Annotated in this window: 23 protein-coding genes, 1 tRNA gene and 1 pseudogene; 10 read left to right on the top strand and 15 right to left on the bottom strand. The window is 54.8% G+C overall.

What is annotated here, in order from left to right; all coding sequences use genetic code 11:
• Positions 1-17 precede the first annotated feature (17 nt).
• Both ASF69_RS14045 and ASF69_RS14050 read left to right on the top strand, forming a co-directional pair.
• Positions 18-1,343, top strand: a complete 1,326-nt coding sequence (locus ASF69_RS14045) for an O-antigen ligase (protein WP_082469735.1) — start codon at positions 18-20, stop codon at positions 1,341-1,343.
• A gap of 180 nt (positions 1,344-1,523) precedes the next feature.
• The gene (locus ASF69_RS14050) at positions 1,524-2,615 is read left to right on the top strand and encodes a polyamine ABC transporter substrate-binding protein (RefSeq protein ID WP_062588775.1); all 1,092 of its coding nucleotides are present in this window, start codon (positions 1,524-1,526) and stop codon (positions 2,613-2,615) included.
• A 134-nt stretch (positions 2,616-2,749) separates the two neighbouring features.
• Here ASF69_RS14050 and ASF69_RS14055 read toward each other — a convergent pair.
• The 13 genes and pseudogenes from ASF69_RS14055 to ASF69_RS14115 form a co-directional block, all read right to left on the bottom strand.
• Positions 2,750-3,439, bottom strand: a pseudogene (locus tag ASF69_RS14055) (LysR substrate-binding domain-containing protein); the annotation flags it as partial.
• Positions 3,440-3,477: 38 nt separating this feature from the next.
• A tRNA-Gln gene (locus tag ASF69_RS14060) sits at positions 3,478-3,551 on the bottom strand.
• Positions 3,552-4,017: 466 nt separating this feature from the next.
• The gene (gene adhP / locus ASF69_RS14065; protein WP_062588520.1) at positions 4,018-5,064 is read right to left on the bottom strand and encodes an alcohol dehydrogenase AdhP; all 1,047 of its coding nucleotides are present in this window, start codon (positions 5,062-5,064) and stop codon (positions 4,018-4,020) included.
• A 187-nt stretch (positions 5,065-5,251) separates the two neighbouring features.
• Entirely contained in the window at positions 5,252-5,950 is a 699-nt protein-coding gene (locus ASF69_RS14070) for a ParA family protein (protein ID WP_062588521.1), read from the bottom strand.
• 117 nt (positions 5,951-6,067) lie between these two features.
• Positions 6,068-7,153, bottom strand: coding sequence for a chemotaxis response regulator protein-glutamate methylesterase (locus tag ASF69_RS14075; RefSeq protein WP_062588523.1), 1,086 nt, complete (start codon positions 7,151-7,153; stop codon positions 6,068-6,070).
• 9 nt (positions 7,154-7,162) lie between these two features.
• Entirely contained in the window at positions 7,163-7,990 is an 828-nt protein-coding gene (locus tag ASF69_RS14080) for a CheR family methyltransferase (RefSeq protein ID WP_062588525.1), read from the bottom strand.
• Positions 7,991-8,025: 35 nt separating this feature from the next.
• Positions 8,026-8,520: a chemotaxis protein CheW gene (locus tag ASF69_RS14085; RefSeq protein ID WP_062588527.1), complete on the bottom strand. Its 495-nt coding sequence runs from the start codon at positions 8,518-8,520 to the stop codon at positions 8,026-8,028.
• A 3-nt stretch (positions 8,521-8,523) separates the two neighbouring features.
• Positions 8,524-10,221 (bottom strand): methyl-accepting chemotaxis protein, encoded by a 1,698-nt coding sequence (locus ASF69_RS14090; protein WP_062588529.1) that lies wholly within the window; start codon positions 10,219-10,221, stop codon positions 8,524-8,526.
• Between the two features lie 163 nt (positions 10,222-10,384).
• Positions 10,385-12,196 carry a methyl-accepting chemotaxis protein gene (locus ASF69_RS14095; protein WP_062588531.1) on the bottom strand — a complete coding sequence of 604 codons (1,812 nt, stop codon included), beginning with the start codon at positions 12,194-12,196 and terminating at the stop codon, positions 10,385-10,387.
• 1 nt (position 12,197) lies between these two features.
• Complete coding sequence (locus ASF69_RS14100; protein WP_062588533.1) at positions 12,198-12,740, bottom strand: chemotaxis protein CheW; 543 nt, start codon at positions 12,738-12,740, stop codon at positions 12,198-12,200.
• Positions 12,737-14,728: a chemotaxis protein CheA gene (locus ASF69_RS14105; RefSeq protein WP_062588535.1), complete on the bottom strand. Its 1,992-nt coding sequence runs from the start codon at positions 14,726-14,728 to the stop codon at positions 12,737-12,739. The genes ASF69_RS14100 and ASF69_RS14105 overlap by 4 nt, the downstream gene beginning before the upstream one ends.
• Positions 14,725-15,093 (bottom strand): response regulator, encoded by a 369-nt coding sequence (locus tag ASF69_RS14110; RefSeq protein WP_062588537.1) that lies wholly within the window; start codon positions 15,091-15,093, stop codon positions 14,725-14,727. Before ASF69_RS14110 ends, ASF69_RS14105 begins: the two co-directional genes overlap by 4 nt.
• On the bottom strand, positions 15,090-15,404 hold the full coding sequence (locus tag ASF69_RS14115; RefSeq protein ID WP_062588539.1) for an STAS domain-containing protein: 315 nt from the start codon (positions 15,402-15,404) through the stop codon (positions 15,090-15,092). The genes ASF69_RS14110 and ASF69_RS14115 overlap by 4 nt, the downstream gene beginning before the upstream one ends.
• 861 nt (positions 15,405-16,265) lie before the next feature.
• On the opposite strand from ASF69_RS14115, the gene ASF69_RS14125 reads away from it, so the two are divergent.
• From ASF69_RS14125 to ASF69_RS14150, 6 genes are all read left to right on the top strand, one after another.
• Positions 16,266-17,501, top strand: a complete 1,236-nt coding sequence (locus ASF69_RS14125) for an ABC transporter substrate-binding protein (RefSeq protein WP_062588543.1) — start codon at positions 16,266-16,268, stop codon at positions 17,499-17,501.
• A 158-nt stretch (positions 17,502-17,659) separates the two neighbouring features.
• The gene (locus ASF69_RS14130; protein WP_062588546.1) at positions 17,660-18,562 is read left to right on the top strand and encodes a sugar ABC transporter permease; all 903 of its coding nucleotides are present in this window, start codon (positions 17,660-17,662) and stop codon (positions 18,560-18,562) included.
• Positions 18,555-19,496 (top strand): carbohydrate ABC transporter permease, encoded by a 942-nt coding sequence (locus tag ASF69_RS14135; RefSeq protein WP_062588548.1) that lies wholly within the window; start codon positions 18,555-18,557, stop codon positions 19,494-19,496. Before ASF69_RS14130 ends, ASF69_RS14135 begins: the two co-directional genes overlap by 8 nt.
• A gap of 5 nt (positions 19,497-19,501) precedes the next feature.
• The gene (locus tag ASF69_RS14140) at positions 19,502-20,590 is read left to right on the top strand and encodes an ABC transporter ATP-binding protein (protein WP_062588550.1); all 1,089 of its coding nucleotides are present in this window, start codon (positions 19,502-19,504) and stop codon (positions 20,588-20,590) included.
• Positions 20,591-20,635: 45 nt separating this feature from the next.
• Positions 20,636-21,397, top strand: coding sequence for a sugar phosphate isomerase/epimerase (locus ASF69_RS14145; protein ID WP_062588552.1), 762 nt, complete (start codon positions 20,636-20,638; stop codon positions 21,395-21,397).
• 24 nt (positions 21,398-21,421) lie between these two features.
• Entirely contained in the window at positions 21,422-22,555 is a 1,134-nt protein-coding gene (locus ASF69_RS14150) for a Gfo/Idh/MocA family oxidoreductase (RefSeq protein WP_062588554.1), read from the top strand.
• Positions 22,556-22,595: 40 nt separating this feature from the next.
• On the opposite strand, the gene ASF69_RS14155 is transcribed toward ASF69_RS14150, so the two are convergent.
• Both ASF69_RS14155 and ASF69_RS14160 read right to left on the bottom strand, forming a co-directional pair.
• Positions 22,596-23,405 (bottom strand): endonuclease/exonuclease/phosphatase family protein, encoded by an 810-nt coding sequence (locus tag ASF69_RS14155; protein ID WP_200939092.1) that lies wholly within the window; start codon positions 23,403-23,405, stop codon positions 22,596-22,598.
• Positions 23,406-23,478: 73 nt separating this feature from the next.
• Positions 23,479-24,939 (bottom strand): phosphatidylserine/phosphatidylglycerophosphate/cardiolipin synthase family protein, encoded by a 1,461-nt coding sequence (locus ASF69_RS14160; protein WP_062588556.1) that lies wholly within the window; start codon positions 24,937-24,939, stop codon positions 23,479-23,481.
• Positions 24,940-25,178: 239 nt separating this feature from the next.
• Between ASF69_RS14160 and ASF69_RS14165 the strand changes: the two genes are divergently transcribed.
• Together ASF69_RS14165 and ASF69_RS14170 are read left to right on the top strand one after the other, a co-directional pair.
• A complete protein-coding gene (locus ASF69_RS14165) occupies positions 25,179-26,471 on the top strand; it encodes a murein L,D-transpeptidase family protein (RefSeq protein WP_062588558.1) in 1,293 nt (430 codons plus the stop codon).
• Positions 26,468-26,701 carry a sulfurtransferase TusA family protein gene (locus tag ASF69_RS14170; protein WP_062588560.1) on the top strand — a complete coding sequence of 78 codons (234 nt, stop codon included), beginning with the start codon at positions 26,468-26,470 and terminating at the stop codon, positions 26,699-26,701. The genes ASF69_RS14165 and ASF69_RS14170 overlap by 4 nt, the downstream gene beginning before the upstream one ends.
• The last annotated feature ends 4 nt before the right edge of the window (positions 26,702-26,705 follow it).

Here is a 26,705-nt window from a genome sequence, read left to right on the forward strand (position 1 = left end):
GCTGTTCAACGATCTCAATGAAAATTCTGAAATCGACGCTGATCGATCCTGATCACAATAAAATATATGGTATATTTGCTACGGCAAGCTCGTTCCTGGTCTTTGCATATTCGCAACAGATTGGCGCGATTGCTGTCGTTTTTTATTACGGGCTGTGGATCTCGCTCGTCTTTGTCGATTACCGCCGTGTTCTCGGCAATTATTCCCGCTATTTCTGGATCTTTGCTTTTGCGGTCTGTTGCTTTCTGTCGGCGTTCTGGTCGCAGGCCCCCAGCGTCTCGTTTAGAGCGGCGATTCAATATTTGTCCCACATTGCTTGCGCGCTGATTGCGATGCGCGTCTTATCGACCGCCACGTTGACGCAAGGTGGGGCGCTGGGGTGCGCTGCCGTGCTTGTCTATTCGCTTATTTTCGGCAGGTACGAAAGTGACGCGCTGGACGGTAGTTACACCTTCGTCGGTGCATTCGCGTCAAAAAATCAACTTGGCCTGTTTGCCTCGCTAGGCTGTCTGCTATCCTGCGGGACCTTGATTCTGACTGCGCGAAAGGGTTGGGTTTTTATCGCCCTGATCACTGGTGCGCTATCGTTCTATAATCTTCTGGCCTCTCAATCCGCGACGTCAATTATAACGACGATGGCAGTCCTTGCTCTGGCTGTTGCGATGCAATCGACCCTGGTCCTTGCGCCAAAGCATCGCGTCATATTGTGTCTGATGGTTTTTCTCGGTGCACTGTTGTGCGGAATTTTCGTCCTGCAGATCGGCGGCACCGGATCGTTGCTTGAGGCTTTCGGCAAGGATTCGACGTTGACTGGCCGCACCTATCTTTGGCAACAGGGTATCGCTGCGCTCAGTGAAAGTCCCTTGTTCGGCGTGGGCTACCAAGGCTATTGGGTGACTGGTCTGGCGGATGCCGAGCGTTTGTGGGATGAGTTTTACATACCGTCGCGCAACGGATTCCATTTCCACAACACCTATATCGAAACCGCGGTCGAAACCGGCATCTTTGGAACCGTGTGTCTCATATTGGTCGTTCTGACGACCCTATGGGGCCATCTCGCCCGTTTTTTAACGCGGCGCAGACACGTGGAATCGCTGCTGCTGTTTGCAGTTGCAGCGCTGCTCACCTGCCGGTCATTTGTCGAAATCGATGTGCTTTTTGCATATCAGATAGGCTCGTTTCTCTTGTATTTTGTGGCGGGCAAACTGACGGTTCACCTTACCGCCATCGTCCGCCCAGCCACGCGAACAATAAGAACGGTGCGATACGCTTGTACCAGAGCTACCTGGGCGGAAGGATCGGGAGCTAAAATTCTCTCGTCACTTAGCCACATCGCGGATTGATGCAATTGAAATTCAACATGGCGCGCTGGAAATATGGATGAAACCGGTTCGCTTAAAAGATCAGCCGTCGATCTCATCGTGAATGGGGGTGACGGCTGGATCATGCATTGGTCTTCGTTGCGCCGCCGGAAACTCCTCAAAAGGTCGACTGCGCAAATATCAAAAAAGTCGAGGTTCAAAATGTATAAAACCCTGCAAGGGCTCGCAGTGGCTGCTGTTCTTCTGAGTTCAACGTCCGTCATGGCGGCTGATCGCGTCGTTCATGTCTATAACTGGTCGGATTATATCGACCAGTCGATCCTTGAGGATTTCACGAGAGAGACCGGCATCAAGGTCGTCTATGATGTCTTTGATAACAATGAACTATTGGAAACGAAACTCCTCGCAGGCGCTTCCGGCTACGATGTCGTCGTGCCAACAGGCCCCTTCCTTGCCCGGCAAATCAAGGCGGGTGTCTTCCAGAAGCTCGATAAGACAAAGCTGCCGAATATCGGAAATCTGTGGCCAGATATCATGGACAGGCTGGCCGCGTATGATCCAGGCAACCAGTATGCCATAAATTATATGTGGGGTACGACGAGCATTGGTTACAACGTCGATAAGGTAAAAGCGGCTCTTGGCGATATTCCGGTCGACAGCTGGAACATCATCTTTGATCCCGCGAACGCAAAAAAGTTGAGCTCATGCGGCATCAACATTCTCGATGCGCCTGACGAGACCATGGCCATCGCCCTGAACTATCTCGGGAAAAACCCCAACAGCAAGGAAACGTCTGACCTGAAAGCTGGCGCTGAGGTTTTCAAGAAGATCCGGGCCTCGGTGCGATCGTTTAATTCGTCCGCCTATATCAACGAACTTGCGACGGGCGATATCTGCGTGACCATTGGCTTCTCCGGCGATGTGCTGCAGGCAAAGGCTCGTGCGGAAGAGGCCAAGAACGGCGTCAACGTCGAGTATGCGATCCCCAAAGAGGGAACTTATATGTGGTTCGATAACCTCGCGATCCCCGCGGACGCCAAAAACGTAGAAGAAGCTCACGCATTCATCAATTATCTGATGAAACCGGACGTCATTGCCAAAGCCTCGAACTACGTCAGATACGCCAATGGAAATCTTGCTTCGCAAACGCTTGTGGACAAGGATGTTCGTGAGAATGCCTCTGTTTATCCGCCGGATGCCGTGCTCGACAAGCTCTTCACGATCTCACCCTATGATCAGAAGCAACAACGCGTTCTAACCAGGCTTTGGACGGGTATTAAGGCGAAAAACTAGCGCGTACGGCACCGGAAGAAAAGCGGCGCATCGCTCAATGGTAGGAGATGCGCCGTCATTAACAGGTGAGACGGTCACCTTTTTAGTGCTATTTGGTAAGCTGGACTCGGCCGACCGTGAGGGTCGACTGTTCTTCATCTGGCTTGAGCCGTTGCGTGAACCCTTGCCAACGCCAGGAAAGCCTTCACGCCTGCCGACAGGTTGCGGCGACCGGGATAGTAAAGGCAAAGTCCTGGAAAAGGTGGTGTCCAGTCATTCAGGATGCGTATGAGCCGGCCTTCTTCAATGTCGGCCAGAACGCTTTGCTCCATGAAGAAGCCGATGCCCGTGTCTTCAAGGACTGCCACTCTGGCGAGGCTGGCTTCGTCCAGGATAATCTGACCACGAACATCAATCTGTGCCGTCTCTCCGTCCTTCTCAAAGCGCCATCTGAAGACTGCTCCATCGGGCAAGCGTACGCGAATGCATTGATGGCTCAGAAGGTCGGGCGGCTCCAAAGGGGTGCCGTGTTTTTCCAGGTATTTCGGGGAGGCGACGACCGCATATCGCTGCGGGCGCCCAAGAGCGACCGAAATCATGTCGGTGGGAACGAGACCCGCGACACGGACACCGATGTCGAAGCCATCAGCAACGATATCGACCAGCTTTCCCTCGGTCACGATGTCCACGACCATATCAGGATAGCGACGAAGATATTCCAAAACGAGCGGTGAAATGATCTCTCTGGCGGCAAAGGGTGCGGCGTTGATCCGTATCGTGCCAGATGGCGTATCGCGCTCTGACCGGACCGCTTCAAGCGCTCCTTGAATATCCTGCAGGGCCGGGCCACTTCATGTCTTTGAATTATTGCTAAAAAAAAGAGTGGCTGGGGAACCTGGATTCGAACCAAGATTAACGGAGTCAGAGTCCGTCGTTCTACCGTTGAACTATTCCCCAACGCAACGAAGTGGGTTGTTCCGCTTCGTCATGGGCGTCATATAAATGATTTGCTTTACTATGCAAGTCCAAAAATGCGACTGGCGATTAAATTCGGCGGTGATCCCTGACTTTGCGCAGGACAGCTTTTGCACTGTTCGGAAGCGGGTCGTCACTGGAGTGGTTTTCGTGGAACCGGTTGGCTTAGCTGCGTCGATGTCCACTAAAATTAGCCGAATGAGAATCAGGCGCTGCACAGTAAGTCATACTAGGCCGTAAGAGTTTTCGCGGGCCCGCTCTTTGTATGAATGCCGCATGTTTGAGCGGCTGCATTCCGCCCTTTGTTGCCAGTGCTGCACCGTAAGCCGCAGTTTCAAGTGGTCTGTGCCCGTCGCGGAGGACCAACATTGCGACCACCGGCCTGGTTTTAGCCTGAGTGTGTTTTGCCAGGCAGCTGACCGACCTTGAAAACACGGCCCTGATCGCTTCAGTCTTCTCCTGTGCCATGCGTGAAGTCGAGGACCATCCGGCCGTCGACCTTGCCTGCCTTCAAACGCATGAAAATGTCGTTGATGTCTTCCACTGGAGCTCTTTTGGTTTCGGTTTTCACCTTGCCCTCCAGAGCAAAGGCAATTGCTTCCTCCAAGTCGCGGCGGGTGCCGACGATAGATCCGCGAATGGTGATGCGTTTTAACACGATGTCGAAAATCGGTGTTTCGAATTCACCTGGAGGCAATCCAACAAGGCTAATGGTTCCCTTTCGGCGCACCATCTTGATCGCCTGTGAAAATGCCGCGGGCGAAACCGCAGTCACCAGAACGCCATGTGCACCTCCGCCCGTGGCAGCAATCACCTGGTCGATTGCGCCGTCGTCACGCGCATTCACACACAGATCGGCGCCAAGGTCTTGCGCCATGTTCAGCTTGTCGGCGCTTATGTCGATTGCCACCACTTTCAGGCCCATGGCCTTTGCATATTGGATGGCGACGTGGCCCAATCCGCCGATCCCGGATATTGCGACCCATTCGCCGGGCTTGGCTTCGGTTTCTTTCAGGCCCTTGTAAGTGGTTACACCCGCACAAAGAATCGGAGAAATGGCGGTGAAGTCCACATCCTTGGGAAGCCGGGCGGCGAAGGCAGCAGATGCGATGACATATTCGGCAAAGCCACCATCGCGACTGTAACCGGTATTGTGCTGATGCTCGCACAAGGTTTCCCAGCCGGTTTGGCAATATTCGCAGCGCATACAGGCATCGTGAAGCCAAGCTACGCCTACCGCGTCGCCTTTCTCGAAGTCAGTGACGCCGGGACCCAGTTCGACGACAACCCCCGCCGCTTCGTGCCCGGGAATGAACGGTGGAGTCGGCTTAACAGGCCAATCCCCGTCTGCCGCATGAAGATCTGTGTGGCATACGCCACACGCCATGACCTTGACCAGAATTTCCCCCGGGCCCGGAACAGGAATCGGCACGCATTCGATCTTCAATGGCTTGGTGAATTCGTGAACGACTGCCGCTTTCATGAGTTTCGACATAGAAGCCTCTCCCGCTATCTGCGTTGAAGCCAATTCTATTCACGGCAGAGAGTTCTTCATTGACCGATATCAAGTCGGTAGCAGCGGCTTAGATCTGGCTATAGCCTGCCAAGGTGAGCGGCGAGGTGTAGCCCAAAGAGCAATCAGCCGGGAGCCCCCGGCTTGTTCCCCGGTCGCAAAGATGCGTTTACGCTGCTGCTGCAGATGACATCTGTGTGAGTGATTGGGCAGGCAAGAGCTTCAGGACTTCATTGGCGAAAGCGTCTGCATTGTGCAACGCCTTGTCGAGATTGCTCACCTGAGTGGGGGACATCATATGCAGATAGCCGCTGAACTCGAACATGTCGCGAAAGGCGGCGCGCTCGATGATGGGCGTATCAAGAACATGCACATTCCGTTTTGCCAGAAGCGCCTTGGCTGCCAGCAAGGCCCGCGTCGTCACCATTGAGTTGACACGGGAAAGAACGACCGAGTGCGGAATCTTGATCGATGCACGATCGTCCAGATAGCGCAGCAATTCAAGGACTTGAGCGCCGCCCTGGGCATCCATGGTGCTTCCTTGAACAGGGATGAGCACATGATTGGAAAGACCCACTGCCGTTGCTAGCAGCGGCGATTGCGCTCCCGGGAGGTCGATGATGACATGGTCGAACTTCCTGCGGCTGTCCAGCACATGTTGCTGCAGGCTGGACGCGGAAACATAGGTTATGACCGACAGGTCGACGCGATGATCGGCGCCTTCGCGCCACTTCGACAGCCAACGCTGTGGGTCGGTATCGATGACGCAGACCTTCAACCCACGGCGAGCAAATTCAGAGGCAAGCAGCAAGACTGCCGTCGTTTTGCCTGCGCCGCCTTTTGTATTTGCGAATGTAATGACCGCCATAATCCGTTCCCGTAATGGGTGCGGCGATCATCGCCCATTTCAAGCTCCAGAATCATGGACCTTCGCCAATCATTGGGGAATATGGTTAAGAGTTCATAAAGAAACCTTACCAGATTTTTAGCGGCGACGGTCCTCGGCAAGAATCTCTCGGGCAAGCTGGTCGAGCGGTACGACCCGGTCCACGCCGCCGTGCGCGATGGCTTCCTTAGGCATTCCGAAGACGATGGAAGAGGCTTCGTCCTGGGCTATCGTGAAGGCGCCTGCCTGATGCATTTCGAGCATTCCGCGCGCGCCGTCGTCCCCCATTCCCGTCATGATGACACCCATCGCGTTGGAGCCCGCCGAGCGTGCGGCCGAGCGGAAGAGCACGTCTACGGATGGGCGGTGACGAGAGACAAGCGGACCATTCCTCACCGAGACATAGTAGCGTGCCCCCTGCCGTTCGAGAAGCATGTGCTTGTCGCCGGGCGCAATCAGGACATGCCCGCGCAAGACCGGATCGCCATCTTGCGCCTCTTTGATCTCGACGTCGCAGATCGTGTTGAGCCTTCTTGCGAAGGCGGCGGTAAATTTCTCTGGCATATGCTGCACGATGACGATGCCGGGCGAGTTCGCGGGCAACTTTTCAAGCATTTCGCGCAATGCTTCCGTGCCGCCCGTTGAGGCTCCCACGCAAACAACCATTTCCGTCGTCCGCGCCATGGCTTTGCCGGAGGGCGGGGGAAGGACGGCATCGGCCGTCAGTTTTGCCGTTGGTGCGCTGGCGACCGCACGTCGAGAGGAACGGATCCCGGTTACCCGCGCCTGGGCTGCGCTTTTGACGACCTGGCAGATGCGCTGGCCCGCCTCCGCCAGATGGTCGGCGGCGCCAATCCGAGGCTTGAGAATGACATCGACAGCACCGGCTTCGAGCGCTTGAAGAAGTGTCTCGGAACCCGCTTCGGTCAGTGATGAGCACATGACGACAGGGATGGGATGCTGCGACATGATCTTGCGCAGAAACGTTATTCCGTCCATCCGCGGCATTTCGACATCGAGCGTGATGACGTCAGGTACATCTTCCTGCATCTTCTTTGCTGCCATGAACGGGTCGGAAGCTGCCCCGATCACTTCGATGTCCGGATCGGACTCAAGCACAGCAGTGAGTGTCTGACGGACACTTGCGGAATCGTCAACGATCAGAACACGCGTTTTTTTTGCCATATGACTCTGCTATTGTTTCATGAATACGGTGTTGGCAACCTGCTTGATAGGTAGATTTATTCCTGTCACCGATTCCGAATGGCCGATCAGCAAGTAACCCCCCGGCGTGAGACATTTGCAAAGCTGTGTCAAAACATGTGCCTGTGTCTTTTTGTCAAAATAGATCAGGACATTTCGACAAAAGATGATCTGATAGGGATCGCCCACATTGTAGCTTGGGTTCATCAAATTGAGCCGGGCAAACCCGACTTTTGAGCGCAGTCTGGGGGTTATTCTGATGTCGCTACGCGTCTTGTCTTTCGGCATCATCACATATTTGCGGACCATTTCTTGCGGGACAGGATCAATAAGCTCACGCGAATATATTCCACTATGCGCTTTTTTCAACACGTCCGTCGAAAGATCGGTCGCCAGAATATGATAGTCCGAGATGACTCTCCTTTCCACCGCGTCGGCCATGACCATTGCCATGGTATAAGGTTCTGCCCCCGTGGAACAGGCCGAACTCCACGCACGCACCCTCTGGTAGCCCTTGTCAGCAAGCGCTGGCAAAGCGACGTTCGTCATGAAGTCAAAATGGTTTGGTTCCCGAAAAAAGTCTGTCTTGTTCGTCGTGACGACGTCGATCAGAAAGACCGCTTCCGTCTCCATGCCCCCATGTCGAAACAGGTAATCGCAATATTCGCTGAAGGTCGGGTAGCCCGTTGCTCTCAATCGCTTACGAAGGCGCCCCTCCAGCATGGAGCGCTTCGTTTCCGGCATCTTGATACCGCAATAATTGTATATGAACTCCGACAACTGGCGAAAATCGCGTACACTGAGAGCGTCGTCGAACATGGTAGTGGCAAGGGCATTCAAATGCGATTACTCCATTACGCTGCGCGGACCGGTCCACTGATGACCTGGCTAAGACTGCCAGCTTCGGTCGAGAATAGTTCTGCAAGGTCGATGATGACGACGAAGTCTCCCTCGCGCCTGACGACGCCGGCAATGTAGGTCGAATTCCAACGGATCCCGATGTCCGGCGCGGTCTCGATTGCTTCACGGCTGAACGGCGTGACTTCGAAAACCTTGTCGGCCACAAGCCCCAGAGCCAGCACTTTCTCCCCGATTGGAATATCGAGAACCAGAATCCGGGTGTTTTGCGTTTTTACCGTTTTGCTCATGCCCAGCCGCAGGCGCAGATCGATGACCGGAACGCCATGTCCTCGCACATCTCTGAGACCCAGCAAGTAGTCAGGCCCATTTGGAATTTTGAAAGCTTCCTCATGGTCGAGAATTTCGCGAACGACATCCACGGGGACGGCGAAAACCTCATCACCAAGACTGAAGGTTACGAACTGGGTATCAGAAGATGTGCTGGCCATGTTTTAAGCGCTTTCCCGGAAATCCGCGTCGTTTGCGTCAGGCCCGCCCATGGACATATCCAACGCAAAGCCCTTGGCGCGTGCTTGTTGTGTTCTGACGGTATTGTCGGATGACCCCTTGCCGGTTCGCGTCATCTGAGCCGGGCTGTGTCTGACGAATTCAGGCTGCTTTGAAACGGCCTTCGCTCTCTGGCCATTGGCCTGGTTGACCTTGAAGAACGCGATGCTGGCCTGGAGTTCTTCGGCCTGAGCCGCAAGTTCTTCCGACGTTGCCGACATTTCTTCCGAAGCGCTGGTGTTCTGTTGAGTGACCTTGTCAAGTTGCTGGATAGCTTCGTTGATCTGGCTGGCACCGATATCCTGCTCGCGGCAAGCTGCAGAAATTTCAGCCACGAGTTCGGCCGTTTTGCGAATATCCGGAACAAGACGGTTCAACATTTCGCCGGCGTCCGAAGCTGCCCTGACGGTGTCGCTGGACATAGTGCTGATTTCAGCGGCTGCAGCCTGGCTGCGTTCCGCAAGCTTGCGGACTTCAGAGGCAACAACGGCAAAACCCTTACCGTGTTCGCCAGCGCGTGCTGCTTCGACAGCGGCGTTCAAAGCGAGGAGGTCTGTCTGCCGCGCTATTTCCTGGACGATTGAAATCTTCTCGGCAATGGTTCGCATGGCAACGACGGCCTGACTTACGGCTGCGCCGCTTGCTTCTGCGTCGGTCGACGACTGACGTGCGATCTTTTCTGTCTGGGCTGCATTTTCAGCGTTCTGGCGGATATTGGCAGCCATCTGTTCCATCGATGCAGATGCTTCTTCCGTAGATGACGCCTGTTCTGTGGCGCCTTGGGACACCTGTTCAGAGCTTGCAGACAGTTCCTGGCTGCCGGAAGAGACATTTTCAGCAGCAGAAATTGAATCGGCGACGACGCCGCGCAAGCGTTCGATCATCGTATTGACGTGCTGAAGCAGCTGGCCGATTTCGTCTTTCGTCGTAACAGTAGCTGTTTCGGTCAAGTCGCCATCGGAAACCTTCCGGACAACATTGATCGCTTTCGTCAGGCCACGGCTGATACCGATTGCGATCCAAAAGGCAACGACCGTAGAAATGATTACCAATGCAATTGAAACACCAACCAGAATGTTGCGCGACTCTGTATATTGAGCGTTTGTCGCCTCGTCTGTCTGGCGCAAATCTGCGGTAATGATGCCCGTTAGCGCATCAAGGTTACGCAGCAGATCTTCGGTGAATTTCGCGCTTTGGTCCATGGAAATGGCACCAGCACGCGTATTGCTTTCTGTCGTGTTTTCTGTGGCGAGCGCAAGAATTTGGTCCTGAATAATGACCCAGTTGGTATAGATCGCGGCAAACTTCGCTACGCTTTCGCGGATAACGGCGTTATCCTGTTCTTCGAACTCTGCGACTTTGCTTTCAATCTTGCGGCGCTCCTGATTGACCGTTTCCCGATAGCCGGAGATTTTCTGTGGGTCCGTATTCAGAATAGCGTTTTTCTCCGCGCGTATGGAGGACGAAACGCCCTCGGTTAGAGCCGTCAAATCTTGGAGGTTTTTCGCAGGGCCCTGAACAATCTCCGTAATTGCGGAGTTCAGAGATGAGAGGTTGAGTATGGCCATCGTTGCCATGCCGCCGGACATAGCGATGATGAAGGCAAAAGCCAGCGCCAATTTAAGTTTAATGGTGAAATGCATCGATCATTCCTTGAAGAAAGGGGGTCACAAGATAGTTTATCTTTTTGCTTCAGAGCGACGTGACGGGTGACACATTCATCCACACACTCCAGGAACGACGATCATCGTCGCTTGGTTGTTGCTCCGAGACGCATTTCTCGGAGCAACAGTTTTAGCTTGTAGATCACGCGCTTTCGCGGAAATCCGCGTCATTCGCATCAGGCCCACCCATCGACATATCCAGGGCAAAACCCTTGGCGCGCGCCTGCTGGCTGGCGACCGTATTGTCGGGTTTACGGACCGGCGCAGCTTTTGGTGCTGGACGCGCCTGTACCGGTGCGGGGCGCATTGGTGCTCTGGCCGCAGGGGCTGCATGTCTGGCGCCTGCACGTTCGACCTTGAAGAATGCAATGCTGGCCTGAAGTTCTTCAGCCTGTGCTGCGAGTTCCTCTGACGTTGCCGACATTTCTTCCGAAGCACCGGAATTCTGCTGGGTTACCAGGTCAAGCTGCTGGATTGCTTCGTTGATCTGGCTTGCGCCGATGTCCTGTTCGCGGCAGGCCGCCGAGATTTCAGAGACGAGTTCCGCGGTCTTGCGGATATCGGGAACCAGACGGTTCAGCATGTCGCCAGCTTCGGTTGCAACCTGAACTGTTTCACCTGAAAGCGACGAGATTTCTGCCGCCGCAGCCTGGCTGCGTTCTGCAAGCTTGCGGACTTCCGAAGCGACCACCGCAAAGCCTTTTCCGTGCTCACCGGCGCGTGCAGCCTCAACAGCAGCATTGAGCGCAAGCAGGTCTGTCTGGCGAGCAATTTCCTGAACGATGGAGATTTTTTCGGCAATGGTCCGCATCGCGGTGACTGCTCGGCCCACTGCCTCGCCACTTGCTTCGGCGTCCTTGGAAGACTGGCGAGCAATCTTCTCTGTTTGCGCAGCGTTGTCGGCGTTCTGCTTGATGTTGGCCGCCATCTGTTCCATCGAAGCCGATGCTTCTTCAGCGGAAGATGCCTGTTCGGTTGCACCCTGAGAAAGCTGTTCCGAGCTTGCAGACAATTCCTGGCTGCCAGAAGAGACATTGTCGGCTGCGGCCAGCGCATCTGACACGACGCCGCGCAAACGCTCGACCATGCGCTCCAGCGACATGCCAAGGGTATCCTTGTCAGAAAGCGGCGTTGACGTGATCGTCAGATTGCCATCGGCAATCTCGTTGGCAACACCTGCCGTATTGCGCAGGTTCCCGGTCATGACGTTGATGCGGTCGACGAGGTCCTTGATCTCGTCATTCGTCTTGATGTCGACATCCTGATCCAGATCGCCGACGGAAACCGCTTCCGCAACGACCATGATCTTGCGAAGGCCACTGCTGATGCCCAGTGCGATCCAGAGTGCCGTACCGATCGCGATGATGACCGCCGCGATGGAAGCGGAAATCAGCAGCAGGCGCGTATTTTCATATTCCGTAGCAGCAGACTGCTTTGATTTCTCAAGACGCGTACGGTTCATTTTTACCGCTTCGTCCAGCTTCTGGGTCAACGCATTGGCCGCCTCGCGACCCTCTCCGGAAGAGTAAGCTGCTGCCCCGGCCGTATTGCCTTCGGCGACCAGCTGACGGACCCGCTCATCGCTTTCCTCGAAGCTCTTTGCTGCGTCCTGTATCGAAGCCCAGACCTGCTGCGTTTCTTGCGAGGCCGTTTTGGCCATGTCGTTGACGAGCGCATTCAGTTGCTGACGGCTCTCGTCACCGGCTTTCTTGAAGCTCTGAATTTCCGCAGCAGACGTGGAAAGGATGATGTTCTTCTGTATGCGTATAACGACGAGGGAAAGCGCATTTATCTGGTGCGCCTTGTCGAGACGGACAACTGTTCCATCTACAACATCATCCATGGCTTCCTTTGCCACACTCAGACTGTAGATGCCGTATCCGGCGGTGCCTGCCAGCATCAAGATTAAAAATCCAAATGCGACAGCAAGTTTCATCTTAATAGTAAATCGCATTCTAGAATTCCTTCGAGAGTTCGATGACATTGTTGCGAGAGATGCCCTTGGCGTTCGCGTCAGCTTGTGACGTAAAAATTGCGCTGAGATTGGGAAGGATCACGAATTCGCTTCCCCTCTTTATGAGGCAGTTGATGTAGTCGGGTCGCCACCGCATTCCCACGCTTGGTGGTTGTTCGCTAGCCGTTCTGGAAAAGGTTGTGACCTCATAGACCTTGTCGGTCCGCAGGCCGACCAGCGTCCTCTCACCGTCGAGCGGTAGCTCGATGACGATGATGCGGCTGTCGATCGTCTTCTCAGCCGCACCCATTCCAAAGGCTAACCTGATGTCGGCGAGGGGAATGACCTTTCCACGAAAATTGATGACGCTGGCGACAAACGGTTTGCTGCCCGGAACCGCCGTTTCCGGCAGGAGGTCGAGTATTTCTTGAACGAGAACCGCCTCGATGGCGAATGTCTCACCTTCTATGCTGAAGGTCAGGACCTCAAGGTCCTCGCGCTCGCGCCAGATATCTTCTGGTTGTTTCAAAAGAGGCTGGTTCATCCGGCAAAACGCATCTGCGCCTCCTGTTGTTGTCCTGCAGTTACGAGATGTCCAACATCGAGAATGAGAGCGACGCTGCCGTCTCCCAGAATGGTCGCGCCAGAGAAGGTCGCGACATCGTGATGAAGTTTCGACATGGCCTTGATGACCGTCTGGTGGTCACCAATGATCTGATCAACGACGAGGCCGACGCGCTCCGAGCCGGTGGATATGACGACCACCTTTTGAAACTGGTCCGGTGTGGTGCCCGTCTGGAAGAGTTCGCGCAGCCGTATAAACGGTACAAGGCTTTCGCGCAGCGATATGAAGGAACGTCCTCTCGATTTGACATCGTTCTCTGGAGACAGTTCCAGGCATTCTTCGACGGCCGAGAGCGGGATGACGTAGCAGCCGGTGCCGACACGCACGAGAAGACCGTCGATAATCGCCAGGGTCAGCGGAATGGCAAGCGTGATCTCTGAACCTGCGCCCGGTGCGCTCGTCACGTTGATCGTGCCGCGCAGGGCTTCGATGGTCTTTTTGACAACATCCATTCCGACGCCACGGCCGGAAAGATTGGTCACTTGCGCTGCGGTGGAGAATCCCGGTTCGAAAATCAGTTGCAGCAGTTCCTGATCGGTCAGCGTAGCGCCGGCCGCGATAAGACCTGAGGCTTCCGCTTTCGCGCGGACCCTCTGGCGGTTGATCCCGCGGCCATCGTCACGAATGGTGATCGTGACATCACCGCCTGTCTGGCGTGCAACCAGCGTAACCTGGCCTGTAGGCTTCTTGCCTGCGGCGATACGCTCGTCCGGTGTTTCAAGCCCGTGGTCGCAGGAGTTTCTGACAAGGTGAACGAGTGGATCGGCCAGACGCTCGATCACCGCCTTGTCGACTTCAGTGCTTTCACCCTCTGTGACCAGCTCGATCTGTTTGCCGGTCTCGCGGGCCAGATCGTGAATCAGGCGGCGGAAGCGGCCAAAAAGCTGGGTAATCGGCACCATACGCAATACCATCATCGTATCGCGAAGTTCACCGGACAGGCGTTCGACATCCTCGGAGACGGCGCGGAGCTGAATGTCGACACTGGTATTGGCAAGCTGGGAGAGGCGTGACTGGGCAATGACCAGTTCACCGACCCGATCCATCAGTTCGTCCAGGCGTTCAGCCGGAACGCGGACGTTCTCGGCGCTCTTGTTCTGCTTGCCGTCGCCGCCGCCCTGTGGCGCGGCTGCGTTCGCCTTTGCGGCTTCCTCGACCGGTGCCGGTGGTGGAACGATCTCACTTGAAACCGTAGTTTCAGACGAAATTTTCTTCACCTCGATGTCCATGTCGTCCATGACGAATATGAACACGTCATCAATGGCAGATCGCGGCTGGTCGGTGGTCAAAGTAACCGACCAGGACAGATAGAGATTGGCAGGATCAAGGAGGTCGAGCGTTGGAATGGACTGAGTGTTGACGGTGATGACGCATTCGCCAAGTTCCGCCATCTCATCCAGCAAGCCAAGCGGGTTCGTTCCGTTCGCCATTGCATTTGCTGGCAGACTGAAGTCGATCTGCCACGTTGCGGTCGAAGGTTCTTCCGCCTTGGCAACGACAGGCGCTGCCGCACCGGCATGGGATGCGGCACCATTGCTACCGACAGCCGCTTCGAGTTTTGCCAACAGCCTGTCGCCGGTCTCGGGAAATGCGGTTGCCGGATTGTCTACCAGACGCCGCATGTGATCCTGTGCTTCGAGCACGGCTGCGATCAACTCGCTGGTGGCCGGTACTTCACCTTTGCGTACACGGTCAAAGGCCGTCTCACAGTGGTGAGTGAACGCGGCGAGCGCCTCAAAGCCGAACATGGCTCCGGACCCCTTGAGGGTATGCAGGCCGCGGAAGACGGCGTCGATCTGTCCCTGGTTGGAAAGATCATGCAACAGATCCAGCAAGCCGCTTTCGATCTGTTCGAAAAGCTCAGCTGCTTCTGTCCTGAAAACCTGAATGGGGTCCAGTATGGTCATCTACCAAGAACCTTCCTGACAATTTTGACGAGATTTTCTGGATCGAATGGCTTCGTGACCCAACCGGTGGCACCCGCAGCCTTCGCCCGTGTTTTCATGTCAGCATCGGATTCGGTGGTCAGAAAGATGATGGGGATGCCCGTGTGAGCGGGCGACTGCCGCAAGGCTTCGATCATTTCCAGACCGTTCATGTTCGGCATGTTCAGGTCGGTGACAATAAGATCGAAAGAGCCGCTTTTCGCTTTCGCAAGACCGTCGGCGCCGTCAACAGCTTCCGTGATAGAATAGCCCGCATTCGTCAGGGCAATCTTGGTCGTCATTCTGATGCTGGCAGAGTCATCGACGGTGAGAATATTGGCGCTCATTGAATTTCCTTTCCATGCAGCCAGAAGAGGCGAGTGGCCTCGTCCATATTTGTGAGAAACCCGCCACGGCGAAGCGTGTCGATCACGCTGGGGGAGGCCGGTTTCGTCAGTGTGATGTATTTGCCTTCAGCCCGCGCATAGAGCCGGGATGCTTCGATAAGCTGAATAAAGCTCAGATCGACGTGAGCATCGTCCGGTATCTCGACAGTCACAGCGCTGTGCGTGCTGAAGTCGTCGAGAAGGCTCTCATGCACAGCGGCGATGCCGCGTATGGAAAGAGTGTTGGGTAAGGTCAGCATTTCCGGTGTCATTGGGGGGAACGTCCTTGATTGCCAATTAGATGGATCGTGACGTCCAGTCGCTTTGTTCAAAGATCGCCGTGCGAAAAATTTCCCTATCGCCCGAGATATCGGCGGTGGAAATTCCGAAAAGTTGCCATTCGACCAAAACCCGCTGTTCTCGAAGCACAGGTTCTTGTACGCAGCAGTTGAAGAAAAACTTCAACCGCTCCGCTCACACATCGGAGACGTGACAACAATGCAGCAGCGCTCTTTTCGCAAAGGCGAAAAAGCGTTCAAATCCAATACATGTTTGAAAATCGAGCTGGCATCATGCAACTCGTTAGATAAGGCGCGCTGCTTGACGCAGCTTTTGGTTTTTTTAGTCGCCTATCATTGGCGTTATTAGTATTGTGCTGTTAGTTAAGACGCAGTTAATCTGGGTTGCGATTAGTCGTAAGGCCTTTAATGGTTGTAATTATATTGCTTCAATTTGTTGAAAATTGCCCATATGTCTGGTTTTCTCTACCAAAGATATACACTTTAAAAAATGATTATTGCTTAGAAAAGTTGTATATTTTAGTCAGTACACCTCGACTTAATGTCTTTTGACTTCCCCTTATCTTGGCCGTCGTGCTCCGCAATCTGTCCGTCCGCAGACATGATTTTGAAGTTGAATTCTGCGCCAGGGGAAATCTCGGGGTCGGTGCGTCCAACTCGATAAAAATTGCGGCTACTGCACTCTTGGGCATCCCGATAATTTCCGGAAAATACTATAAAGGCTTGTTTATAAACAATAAAAAATTCGCAGATTTTTTATTCAGATGTGCTGTTGCAGAACCGATATCTTTCGCATAGGTTTTTACGGCAACGTTTCAGTGAGGGAGGAGACTCATGCGCATTCGTTCTATTTTGGCCGCTTTGGCGGCCAGTGTCATGCTACCGGCAGGTATGGCCGGAGCCACTGACCTCGAGGTAACGCATTGGTGGACGTCGGGCGGCGAAGCCGCAGCCGTCGGAGAACTGGCCAAGGCGTTCGATGCAACCGGAAATAAGTGGGTTGATGGCGCGATTGCTGGTTCTGGCGGCACTGCACGGCCAATCATGATCAGCCGTATCACCGGCGGCGATCCGATGGGTGCCACGCAATTCAACCACGGGCGGCAGGCGGAAGAACTCGCTCAATCAGGATTGATGCGTGATTTGACCGATGTCGCTGAAAAGGGGAAATGGAAGGACGTCATCAAACCTGCCAGCCTTCTCGAGAGCTGCACAATTGACGGTAAGATCTATTGCGCGCCAGTCAATATCCATTCCTGGCAATGGTTGTGGCTTTCCAATGCTGCTTTCAAGAAGGCAGGCGTAGAAGTTCCGAAGAACTGGAACGAATTTGTTGCCGCAGCACCCGCCCTTGAGAAAGCTGGTATTCAACCGCTGGCTTTGGGCGGTCAGGCCTGGCAATCAAACGGCCTGTTCGACACTCTTTTGATCGGCATTGCCGGCAAGGATCTTTATGAAAAGGTCTATAAGGAGAAGGATGCCGAAGCTGCCGCCGGCCCTGAAATGAAGAAGATCTTTGAGGCTGCGGACGTCGCGCGCAAGCTGGCAAAGGGTTCGAACGTTCAGGATTGGAACCAGGCGACCAACCTTGTCATTACCGGCAAGGCCGGCGGGCAGGTCATGGGAGACTGGGCGCAAGGTGACTTCCAGCTTGCCAATCAGAAAGCTGGCGTGGATTACACCTGCTTGCCAGGGCTGGGGCTGAATGAAATTCTCACGGCCAACGGCGATGCGTTCTACTTCCCGCTTCTGAAAGACGAAGCGAAATCCAAGGCGCAGGAGGTTCTGGCCGAGGTGATCGTAGCTCCCAAGACGCAGGTTGCTTTCAACCTCAAGAAGGGATCGCTCCCGATACGAGGCGATGTCGATCTTGCCTCCGCCAATGACTGCATGAAAAAAGGTCTCGACATTCTGGCCAAGGGCGAAATTCTGCAAAGCACCGACCAGCTGATTTCTGCAGACACCCAGAAGCAGAAGGAAGATCTTATGTCGGAGTTTTTTGCAAATGCATCGCTTACGCCTGATGCAGCGCAAAAACGCTTCGCCGAAATTATCTCGGCTGCCGACTGATCTCCGTCTTCCATGATTGCTGTCCGACAGGGCCAGCAATCATGGACACCTCCTTGCCAGGCGTTGTGATGTTCTCATGCATGCCTGGAAAAGTGCTGCGGGATGGCTGAATGCTACCCGCTGCACGATCAACCCCAGTGATTGATAAGGAGTGGCACATGGCACTGAAAAGCCATTCTGGTCGTCCAAACCAGCTATTCCGCAATCTCAATTCGAAGATTGCATCTATACCCATGATCCTGACCGCGATGGTCATTTTTCTGGGCGGAACGATCTGGACAGTCGTTTATTCCTTTACCAATTCGAAGCTGCTGCCGCGGGCCAGCTTTATCGGTCTTGAACAGTATGAGCGGCTGTGGGCTGCGCCGCGCTGGATCATTTCCATTCAGAATCTTGCCATTTACGGCATTCTTTCCCTGATTTTTAGTCTCGTCATCGGCTTTGTGCTGGCGGCGCTGATGGATCAGAAAATCCGATTTGAAAACACGTTCCGCACGATCTTTCTTTATCCTTTCGCTCTTTCCTTCATCGTTACCGGCCTTGTCTGGCAATGGCTGTTGAATCCGGAATTCGGCATCCAGTCCGTCGTGCGTTCACTCGGCTGGGAGAGCTTCACCTTCGATCCGCTCTACAATTCGCAGCTGGTCATCTATGGCGTCCTGATTGCGGCGCTCTGGCAAGGCACGGGCCTTGTCATGTGCCTCATGCTGGCGGGACTGCGCGGTATCGACGAGGACATATGGAAGGCGTCACGGGTTGACGGCATTCCCATGTGGAAGACCTATATTCTTATCGTCATTCCCATGATGCGCCCCGTCTTCATCACCACTCTGGTGATCATCGCCAGCGGCATCGTCAAGGTTTACGACCTGGTCGTGGCGCAGACGAGTGGTGGGCCTGGCATCGCCTCGGAAGTTCCTGCCAAATATGTCTATGACTACATGTTCCAGGCACAGAATCTCGGGCAGGGCTTTGCCGCCTCCACCATGATGCTGCTTACCGTCGCAATCATCATCATTCCTTGGGCTTATCTCGAATTTGGAGGGCGCAAGCGTGGCTAACATCTCGACGCTCAACACTGTCGCTGCCGGCGCAGATGCCGTTTCCAAAGATCTGCAGGGACCTCGCGGGCGCAAGCCGCGTAAGCGCCTGTCCCGCCGAAACATCATGCTGTACGGCACGCTCACGCTCGCCGCGCTCTATTACCTTCTCCCGCTTTACGTGATGATTGTCACTTCGGTGAAGGGAATGCCTGAAATCCGCATGGGCAACATTTTCGCTCCGCCGTTGGAAATCACGTTCGAGCCCTGGGTGAAGGCTTGGGCCAACGCCTGTACGGGGCTGAATTGCGACGGGCTTTCGCGCGGCTTCTGGAACTCGGTGCGCATCATGATCCCGTCGACCATCGTTTCGATCGTGATTGCCTCGGTCAGTGGTTATGCGCTGGCGAACTGGAAGTTCAAGGGTTCCGAGCTGTTCTTCTCGATCCTCATCGTCGGGGCGTTCATTCCTTATCAGGTGATGATCTACCCGATCGTGATTGTTCTGCGCGAACTGGGAATATACGGCACCCTGAGCGGCCTTGTCATCGTCCACACGATCTTCGGCATGCCTATCCTGACGCTCCTGTTCCGGAACTACTTTGCCGGCCTGCCGGAGGAGCTTTTCAAGGCGGCGCGTATCGATGGCGCCAATTTCTGGCAAATCTATTTCCGCATCATGGCACCGATGTCGCTTCCCATTTTCGTTGTCGCGATGATCCTGCAGGTGACCGGTATCTGGAACGACTTCCTGTTCGGCGTCGTGTTCACCAGGCCGGAATATTATCCGATGACTGTACAGCTCAACAACATCGTCAACTCGGTTCAGGGCGTGAAGGAATATAACGTCAATATGGCGGCGACCCTGCTGACCGGTGCCGTTCCGCTGTTCGTCTATTTCGTTTCAGGCAGACTTTTTGTCCGCGGCATCGCCGCTGGCGCAGTCAAGGGTTAAGCTTCATGAATAAAAGCGTTTCCATTCGAGATCTGTCCCTTTCATTTGGCGCAGTCAATGTTCTGTCCGATCTCAACCTCGACATCTATGAAGGTGAGTTTCTTGTTCTTCTTGGCTCTTCGGGCTGCGGCAAATCCACTTTGTTGAATTGCATTGCCGGACTCCTGGAGCCAACGGAAGGGCAGATTTTCATCAAGGACCGCAACGTTACCTGGGAAGAACCCAAAGACCGCGGCATCGGAATGGTGTTCCAGTCTTACGCGCTCTACCCGCAGATGACGGTTGAGAAGAACCTGTCATTCGGCCTGCAGGTCGCCAAGGTTCCCAAGGAGGAGATCGACCGCCGGGTCAAGCGTGCCGCCGGCATCTTGCAGATCGAGCCGCTTTTGAAAAGAAAGCCCGCCGAACTTTCCGGCGGTCAGCGCCAGCGTGTTGCTATCGGCCGCGCCCTTGTTCGTGATGTGGATGTGTTTCTGTTCGACGAACCACTATCCAATCTCGATGCGAAACTGCGCTCCGAGCTTCGTGTGGAAATTAAACGACTGCATCAGGCGTTGAAGAACACGATGATTTACGTCACTCACGATCAGATTGAAGCGCTGACCCTTGCGGACCGTATCGCCATCATGAAAAGCGGCGTGATCCAGCAGCTGGATGACCCGATTTCCATCTACAACAAACCGAGAAACCTGTTTGTCGCCGGCTTCATCGGCTCTCCGTCGATGAATTTCCTGCGCGGCGAATTGGCCGAGCGAAACGGCAAGGTGGAGTTCGTGGCAAATGGGGTCAGTTTTACCCTTGATGGATATGACGCCTCAAACCCTCTGAAAGCGGGTATTCCCGCTGTGCTGGGTGTTCGCCCCGAACATGTCCGGGTCGACAGCGACATAACCGGCGGCGATATCCACGACGCTGTTGTCGATATCGAAGAGCCGATGGGAGCCGACAATCTGATCTGGTTGAAACTCGCCGGTCACACGCTGTCTGTCCGCGTCGGCGGTCACAGACGTTTTTCGCCTGGCACAAAGGTCAAGCTGGCCTTCGACATGTCCATGGCCTCTCTCTTCGATGCGACGACGGAAGAGCGCATCTAGAAAATTTTAATCCACCAGACACAGCCCCAATGTCAGGAGACACAGATGACGAAACTTGGCTTCCAACTTTACAGCGTGCGCAATTTTCCGCCGCTATCCGAAACTTTGAAGAAACTGTCTGCTGCAGGCTATGCGCATGTGGAAGGCTATGGCGGGATTTACGGTGGCATGGACGATGCCGAGCTGAAAGCATTGCGCAATGATCTCGACGCGAACAATCTTACCATGCCAACAGGCCATTTCGGCCTCGACATGCTTGAAAAAGAACCGCAGCAGGCACTCAATATTGCAAAGATCCTCGGCGTGGAAACGATCTACTGCCCGCATCTCATGCCTGACCAACGCCCTTCCGATGCCGCAGGCTGGCTCGCATTCGGCAAGCGACTTCAGGAGGCTGCAAAGCCCTATCGTGACGCAGGGCTGGCATTCGGCTGGCATAATCACGACTTTGAATTCGTGAAGCTTGAAGACGGATCGACGCCGCAGGAGCAGATATTTGCCGGTGGTCCTGAGCTGGAATGGGAAGCGGATATTGCCTGGATCATCCGTGGCAAGGCTGATCCGCTTGAATGGATCGAACGCTATGCCAGCCGCATCACGGCTGTGCATGTCAAAGACATCGCCGCAGCTGGGGAAAATCAGGACGAGGATGGCTGGGCAGACGTCGGCCATGGCACCGTAGACTGGAAAGGCCTCGTCGATGCCTTGAAGAAGACGGCAGTCAAATATTACGTCGTTGAGCACGACAATCCCAAAGACGCGGACCGGTTGATCACGCGATCGATCGCGTCGTTCAACAATTACTAAAACGACCAATCTGGAGTGTCATATATGGCCAAGGAACTTGGCGTCGGCATCATTGGATGCGGCAATATCTCAACAACCTATTTCTCGCTTTCCCCACTTTTCAGGGGCCTGAAAGTTCTCGCCTGCGCAGATCTCAACCGCAGCGCTGCTGAACTGCGCGCCGAAGAATTTTGCGTAAAGGCGCAATCCATTGAGGAACTGCTTGAAAGCAGCGAGATCGATGTGGTGGTGAACCTTACCATCCCCTCGGCGCATTATGCGGTCTCGAAGGCAATCCTCGAAGCAGGCAAACACGTCTACTCGGAAAAGCCTCTCGTTCTCACGCTGGAAGAAGGCGAGTCGTTGCGCCGCCTTGCTGCCGAGAAGAATCTGGCCGTTGGTTGCGCCCCCGATACGTTCCTGGGTGGCGCACACCAGCTCGCCCGCAAATACATCGACGATGGCAAGGTGGGTCGTATCACCTCCGGAACCTGCCATGTCATGAGCCCAGGAATGGAAATGTGGCATCCCAATCCAGGCTTCTTCTTCCTGGCCGGTGGTGGACCAATTCTCGATCTGGGCCCTTACTACATCGCCAACCTGATCAATCTGATCGGTCCGGTAAAGCGCGTCGGCGCGCTGACGTCCATGGCGAACCCGACCCGTACGATCACCAGCCAGCCGTTACATGGCCAGACCATTCCGGTCGAGACGCCAACCAACGTCCATGCTTTGCTGGAATTCGTAAATGGTGCAACGATAACCCTGTCTGCCAGCTGGGATGTCTGGTCTCATCGTCACGCCAATATGGAACTATACGGCACCGAAGGATCGATCTACGTTCCGGACCCCAATTTCTTCGGCGGCGTCGTGGAGGCCAGCGGTCGCGACAAGGACATCCAGCCGCTTGAAAACTGGGATCATCCTTTCGGCATTGCCAATCAGGAAAGCCCACAGGGTGCTCGCGCAAATTATCGTACGGCGGGCCTTGCGGATATGGCGATTGCATTGACGGAGGGGCGCGATGCTCGCTGCTCTCTGGAGCGCTCGCTTCATGGCATCGATGTCATGACGTCTATACTCAAGTCCGGAGAAGAGGGGCGCTTTATCGACCTGACGACCACCTGCACGCAACCCGCTGCTCTTGGAGCCGAAGAGGCTCGATCCCTGCTGCGCTAAGAAGAAGGGCGCCGGGGCAACCACTCACGGCGTCCTAACGCTAGGGATTCAGCAGATCCGTGCGGATTGCCGCTTTCAGTGGAAGATGATCCGACGCAATCCGTGACAGCGCACTGTCGTGTGCTGTCACGTTCTCAATAAGGCCGACGCGGTTTGAAATTATTCTGTCCAGTGCCAGGACTGGCATCCCCGACGGAAAGCTTGGAACCGCAGGCGGTAACGCTCCGAAGGCATCACGCAGCGTATTGAGCGACGAACCGCTACCCAGTCTCCATTCGTTCAGATCGCCAAGCAGAATTGTCGGCTGCTCTTCTCTCGTCCCCAGAAGTGCCAGGAGCGCCTTCGCCTGTTGTGCTCGAGAGTGTCGCAAAAGACCGAAGTGGGCTGCGATGATGCGAAGTGTTCCGCCCTGCTTGAGCTCCAGCTCCACAACAAGAGCGCCGCGTGGCTCCAGACCCGGCAGCTTGAGGGGATGCACATCGCGCACGGCACCCTCGCGAAAGAGCACGACATTGCCGTGCCAGCCATGGGCCTTGCTGGCCGCTGCAATGGGAACAGGCGTAAGTCCACATTCGCGCTCCAGTCGCATCAGGTCAAGCAGCCCCGTTCTTTCGCCAAAGCGGCTGTCAGCCTCCTGAAGGGCTATGATATCGGCGCTGATTTCCTTGATGACATGGCAGATGCGATCCGGATCGAACTTTCGATCACGACCGACACATTTATGGACGTTATAGGACGCAATGACCGGAGACGCGTCAGCACTTTTGTTGTCGGACTGGCTTCGGCGTTTTTTCCGGTTTCGAAAAGATGTCATCAGAACGGAGGAGAGGCTTTCGGGCTTCGCGCGCATCAATATCCTATCTCGCATCAATAATTTCATGTCCGTGCCTGTGCATTTGGCCAGCAAACCCGTTCCTTGGTTCCTAGAGATAAGGCGAAGCCAACCATAGAACCCGTTCGAAAAGCCGCAAAACAAATGGTCGGGCTCGCAAATCTTCTAGCTTCACCGGATTCGCATTTTCCATTGCCTGGGCCATACGCTCCGAGATCGCCTGAGAAAACCTGTCATCGATAACTTCAATGTCCACCTCAAAGTTCAATCGCAATGAACGCGGATCGAGATTTGACGATCCGACGTAAGCCCATCGCTCGTCGATGACGAGAAGTTTGGAGTGATTGAACGCGCCGGCGCCGCGCCAGATCCTGCACTGGTTTCTCAAAATCTGATCGAACTGCGCCGTCATCGCGTAATCCACCAACTTGAGGTTATTGTTCGCGGGAACGATGATATCGACCTGCACGCCTCGTCTTGCTGCCGTCGTCAGCGCGGAGATCAGTTCGCGATCGGGAAGGAAATATGGAGACATGATGCGAATGGACGAACGGGCAATGGAAAAGGCGCCCATCAGCAACTTGTGACTGGTCTCGATACTGTTATCAGGGCCGGACGCGACGACGCGACCGACGACTGGCGAACCTGGTTTGCTTTCGGGAAGTGTGACATCCCATACCGGTCCGTCCAGCAATTCGCGAGTGGCAAAGCGCCAGTCCTCTGCGGCGACCGAAAAGAGATCGAAAACCAGCGGTCCCTTGACCTTGAAATGCGTGTCGCGCGAATAATTCTCAGGAGAGAACTCTGCTGTGAACCCCTCCCGAATATTCATGCCGCCGGTAAATGCCAAACGGCCATCCACGACGAGGATCTTGCGGTGGGTTCTCAAATTCGCATAGGGCAGGCGCAGGCCCATGATGACGTTGCCGTTGAAGACGGCTGCCCTTACATCTGCCTTCTCGAGGCTTGGTATGATGCTGGGGACGGAATAGCGGGCTCCCACGGCATCGACCAGAACACGAACCTCGACGCCGCGATCGCGGGCCCGCGACAATGCCTCCACGAAACGAAGACCAATCCGGTCCTGATCGAAAATATACGTCTCCAAAATAATGGACCGTTTGGCGGCGTCTATGGCATCGAGCATCTCTCGATAGGCGACGTCGCCGGATGGGAGGACGTCGATTTCGTTGCCGGTCGTAAGGGCATTGCGGGTGACCCTGTCGCCGACATTCTTCATGGAGACGAAACGGCGGCCGAAGCGTTTTGCGACGAGCGCGCTATCGGCATCGAAACGAGCTACCCGATCCATGATCGTGCCGTGCATCAGAGACCGTTGCTGCCCTAGCGCACTTCGCCGGATACGATTGATTCCAGCAATGCCATATATGACCGCGCCAATGACGGGGGACAATACGATGACGCCCACCCAGCCTAGAGCGGTACGAACTTCCTGCTTCGTCATTGTCGCGTGAATGGCCGCACTTGCCCCCATGAAAAGCGATAAGGCTGCCAGCAAATGGGGCCAGTAGGTGGTAAAAAGATCAATCATATGAGGAGTATAGTGCAGTTGACCTGCGCTGCAAGCGGACAGCTTTAATCCACGGTAGCGATGCGTTAAGTGTTTGTAAGCTATGATGGCCACAGAATTTGCAGTGAAACTCATGCTCAGATGACCATCAACCTCACCCTATCCGCTGGTAATTCCAGGCCGCTGACACCTCTACGGGCTTGTAATCAAACCGAAATTATCTTACCAACGTTCGACATCCTGCAAATCGGTGAAACGCCATGCGTTTGAGACATATTGCGCTTTTTGCCTGCACTGCCTTGATGCTCGCAGGTTGCAACGAAACGCTCGAGACCGTCGAGCGGGACGTTTCCCATGTCAAGAATAAAGTCGACTACCCCCTGTCTGCGTCCATTCTGGCGGAGATGGACAAGAAGAACATGGATCGCAATGCGCCGATCCTGATCCGTATCTTCAAGGAAGAGGGCAAGCTCGAAATATGGAAGGCCAAGCGCGACAACCGTTTCGACGTAATCGCGTCCTACGACATTTGTGCCTGGTCTGGAAAGCTCGGTCCTAAAATCAAGGAAGGTGACAGACAGGCGCCGGAAGGTTTTTACAATCTTACGCCTGGTCATCTCAACCCGAATTCCAACTACTATCTGGCTATAAACACCGGCTTCCCCAATCGTTATGATCAGGCGAATGGTCGCAATGGCACCAACCTGATGATTCACGGCGCCTGTTCTTCATCGGGCTGCTATTCCATGACCGACGCGCAGGTTCTGGAGATCTACGGTTTTGCCCGCGATGCCTTCAAGGGCGGACAGAAAACCGTCCAGCTACAGGCTCTTCCCTTCCGCATGACCGCGGAAAACATGGCGCGCCATCGCAACAGCGAGCATTTTGAATTCTGGAAGATGCTCAAGGTCGGCTACGACAATTTCGAAGTCACGAAGCGTCCGCCTGAGGTCAATGTTTGCGAGAAGAAATATGTCTTCAACCAGCAGCTGGAAGGCGGACAGTTCAACGCATCTGCTGCATGTCCGAAGATGAGCACGCCGCCGGCTCTTGCCAGCGCGCTTGCGAGCTACGAAAAGACCTATGATCTGGCCTATACCAAAGCCACCAAGAAACTGGACGGCATGGTCTGGTACGATCCGAGCGAGGCTGAACGCAAAGCGCTGGTTGCCGAAAAGCGCAAGGGACGGGAGCCTGCCTATGCGCCAACTGGCTCTGCGCTCAAGGCCGGCAAGCTTATGAAGGAAACGGAATTTGCGGCGTTGATGGAGAAGAAGGCTGCCAAGGGGCTGACCGCTCCAGCAGCGACGGCCATTGCGTCTTCTGCCAATCCACGCGCCACAGTCGCTCCGACGATTGCCGCCCCCAAGCCCGCTGCAAGTGCTTCAGCACCGACAATGATGGCATCTGCAGCGCCTTCACCTTCCGGGCAGCAGGTCGCAGCTGCGCAAAGCGTGCCGGTTCCTGCCGTCAATCCCTTGGCCTTTACGGCGCAGCAGCCTGCTGACGATGCCGAGAAAAAGCCGTTCTGGAAATTCTGGGCCAAGGAATGACCCCAAAGGCTGCGCAATTCTACGATTTAAGGGGGCTGAAATGCCCCCTTCCTGTTTTAAAAAGCCGCAAGAAATTATCTGCGCTGACCGAAGGCGATGAGATTGTGGTGGAGACGAGCGACCCGCTCGCTATCATCGATATCCCTCACATGTGCCGTGAGGATGGAAACATATTGCTTGAAGCCGTCGCGACTGATGATGGCCACAGGTTCCGCATCCGCAAATCCTGAAATG

The organism is Rhizobium sp. Leaf311 (genome assembly GCF_001423445.1).
Classification (GTDB): domain Bacteria; phylum Pseudomonadota; class Alphaproteobacteria; order Rhizobiales; family Rhizobiaceae; genus Agrobacterium.

What these genes read in the sequence shown, in the direction of transcription:
- ASF69_RS14045 (WP_082469735.1), top strand. Translation starts at nt 18, where the DNA reads ATGAAAATTCTGAAATCGACGCTGATCGATCCTGATCACAATAAAATA.
- ASF69_RS14050 (WP_062588775.1), top strand. Translation starts at nt 1,524, where the DNA reads ATGTATAAAACCCTGCAAGGGCTCGCAGTGGCTGCTGTTCTTCTGAGT.
- adhP (WP_062588520.1), bottom strand. Translation starts at nt 5,064, where the DNA reads ATGTCGAAACTCATGAAAGCGGCAGTCGTTCACGAATTCACCAAGCCA.
- ASF69_RS14070 (WP_062588521.1), bottom strand. Translation starts at nt 5,950, where the DNA reads ATGGCGGTCATTACATTCGCAAATACAAAAGGCGGCGCAGGCAAAACG.
- ASF69_RS14075 (WP_062588523.1), bottom strand. Translation starts at nt 7,153, where the DNA reads ATGGCAAAAAAAACGCGTGTTCTGATCGTTGACGATTCCGCAAGTGTC.
- ASF69_RS14080 (WP_062588525.1), bottom strand. Translation starts at nt 7,990, where the DNA reads ATGTTCGACGACGCTCTCAGTGTACGCGATTTTCGCCAGTTGTCGGAG.
- ASF69_RS14085 (WP_062588527.1), bottom strand. Translation starts at nt 8,520, where the DNA reads ATGGCCAGCACATCTTCTGATACCCAGTTCGTAACCTTCAGTCTTGGT.
- ASF69_RS14090 (WP_062588529.1), bottom strand. Translation starts at nt 10,221, where the DNA reads ATGCATTTCACCATTAAACTTAAATTGGCGCTGGCTTTTGCCTTCATC.
- ASF69_RS14095 (WP_062588531.1), bottom strand. Translation starts at nt 12,196, where the DNA reads ATGCGATTTACTATTAAGATGAAACTTGCTGTCGCATTTGGATTTTTA.
- ASF69_RS14100 (WP_062588533.1), bottom strand. Translation starts at nt 12,740, where the DNA reads ATGAACCAGCCTCTTTTGAAACAACCAGAAGATATCTGGCGCGAGCGC.
- ASF69_RS14105 (WP_062588535.1), bottom strand. Translation starts at nt 14,728, where the DNA reads ATGACCATACTGGACCCCATTCAGGTTTTCAGGACAGAAGCAGCTGAG.
- ASF69_RS14110 (WP_062588537.1), bottom strand. Translation starts at nt 15,093, where the DNA reads ATGAGCGCCAATATTCTCACCGTCGATGACTCTGCCAGCATCAGAATG.
- ASF69_RS14115 (WP_062588539.1), bottom strand. Translation starts at nt 15,404, where the DNA reads ATGACACCGGAAATGCTGACCTTACCCAACACTCTTTCCATACGCGGC.
- ASF69_RS14125 (WP_062588543.1), top strand. Translation starts at nt 16,266, where the DNA reads ATGCGCATTCGTTCTATTTTGGCCGCTTTGGCGGCCAGTGTCATGCTA.
- ASF69_RS14130 (WP_062588546.1), top strand. Translation starts at nt 17,660, where the DNA reads ATGGCACTGAAAAGCCATTCTGGTCGTCCAAACCAGCTATTCCGCAAT.
- ASF69_RS14140 (WP_062588550.1), top strand. Translation starts at nt 19,502, where the DNA reads ATGAATAAAAGCGTTTCCATTCGAGATCTGTCCCTTTCATTTGGCGCA.
- ASF69_RS14145 (WP_062588552.1), top strand. Translation starts at nt 20,636, where the DNA reads ATGACGAAACTTGGCTTCCAACTTTACAGCGTGCGCAATTTTCCGCCG.
- ASF69_RS14150 (WP_062588554.1), top strand. Translation starts at nt 21,422, where the DNA reads ATGGCCAAGGAACTTGGCGTCGGCATCATTGGATGCGGCAATATCTCA.
- ASF69_RS14155 (WP_200939092.1), bottom strand. Translation starts at nt 23,405, where the DNA reads ATGCGCGCGAAGCCCGAAAGCCTCTCCTCCGTTCTGATGACATCTTTT.
- ASF69_RS14160 (WP_062588556.1), bottom strand. Translation starts at nt 24,939, where the DNA reads ATGATTGATCTTTTTACCACCTACTGGCCCCATTTGCTGGCAGCCTTA.
- ASF69_RS14165 (WP_062588558.1), top strand. Translation starts at nt 25,179, where the DNA reads ATGCGTTTGAGACATATTGCGCTTTTTGCCTGCACTGCCTTGATGCTC.
- ASF69_RS14170 (WP_062588560.1), top strand. Translation starts at nt 26,468, where the DNA reads ATGACCCCAAAGGCTGCGCAATTCTACGATTTAAGGGGGCTGAAATGC.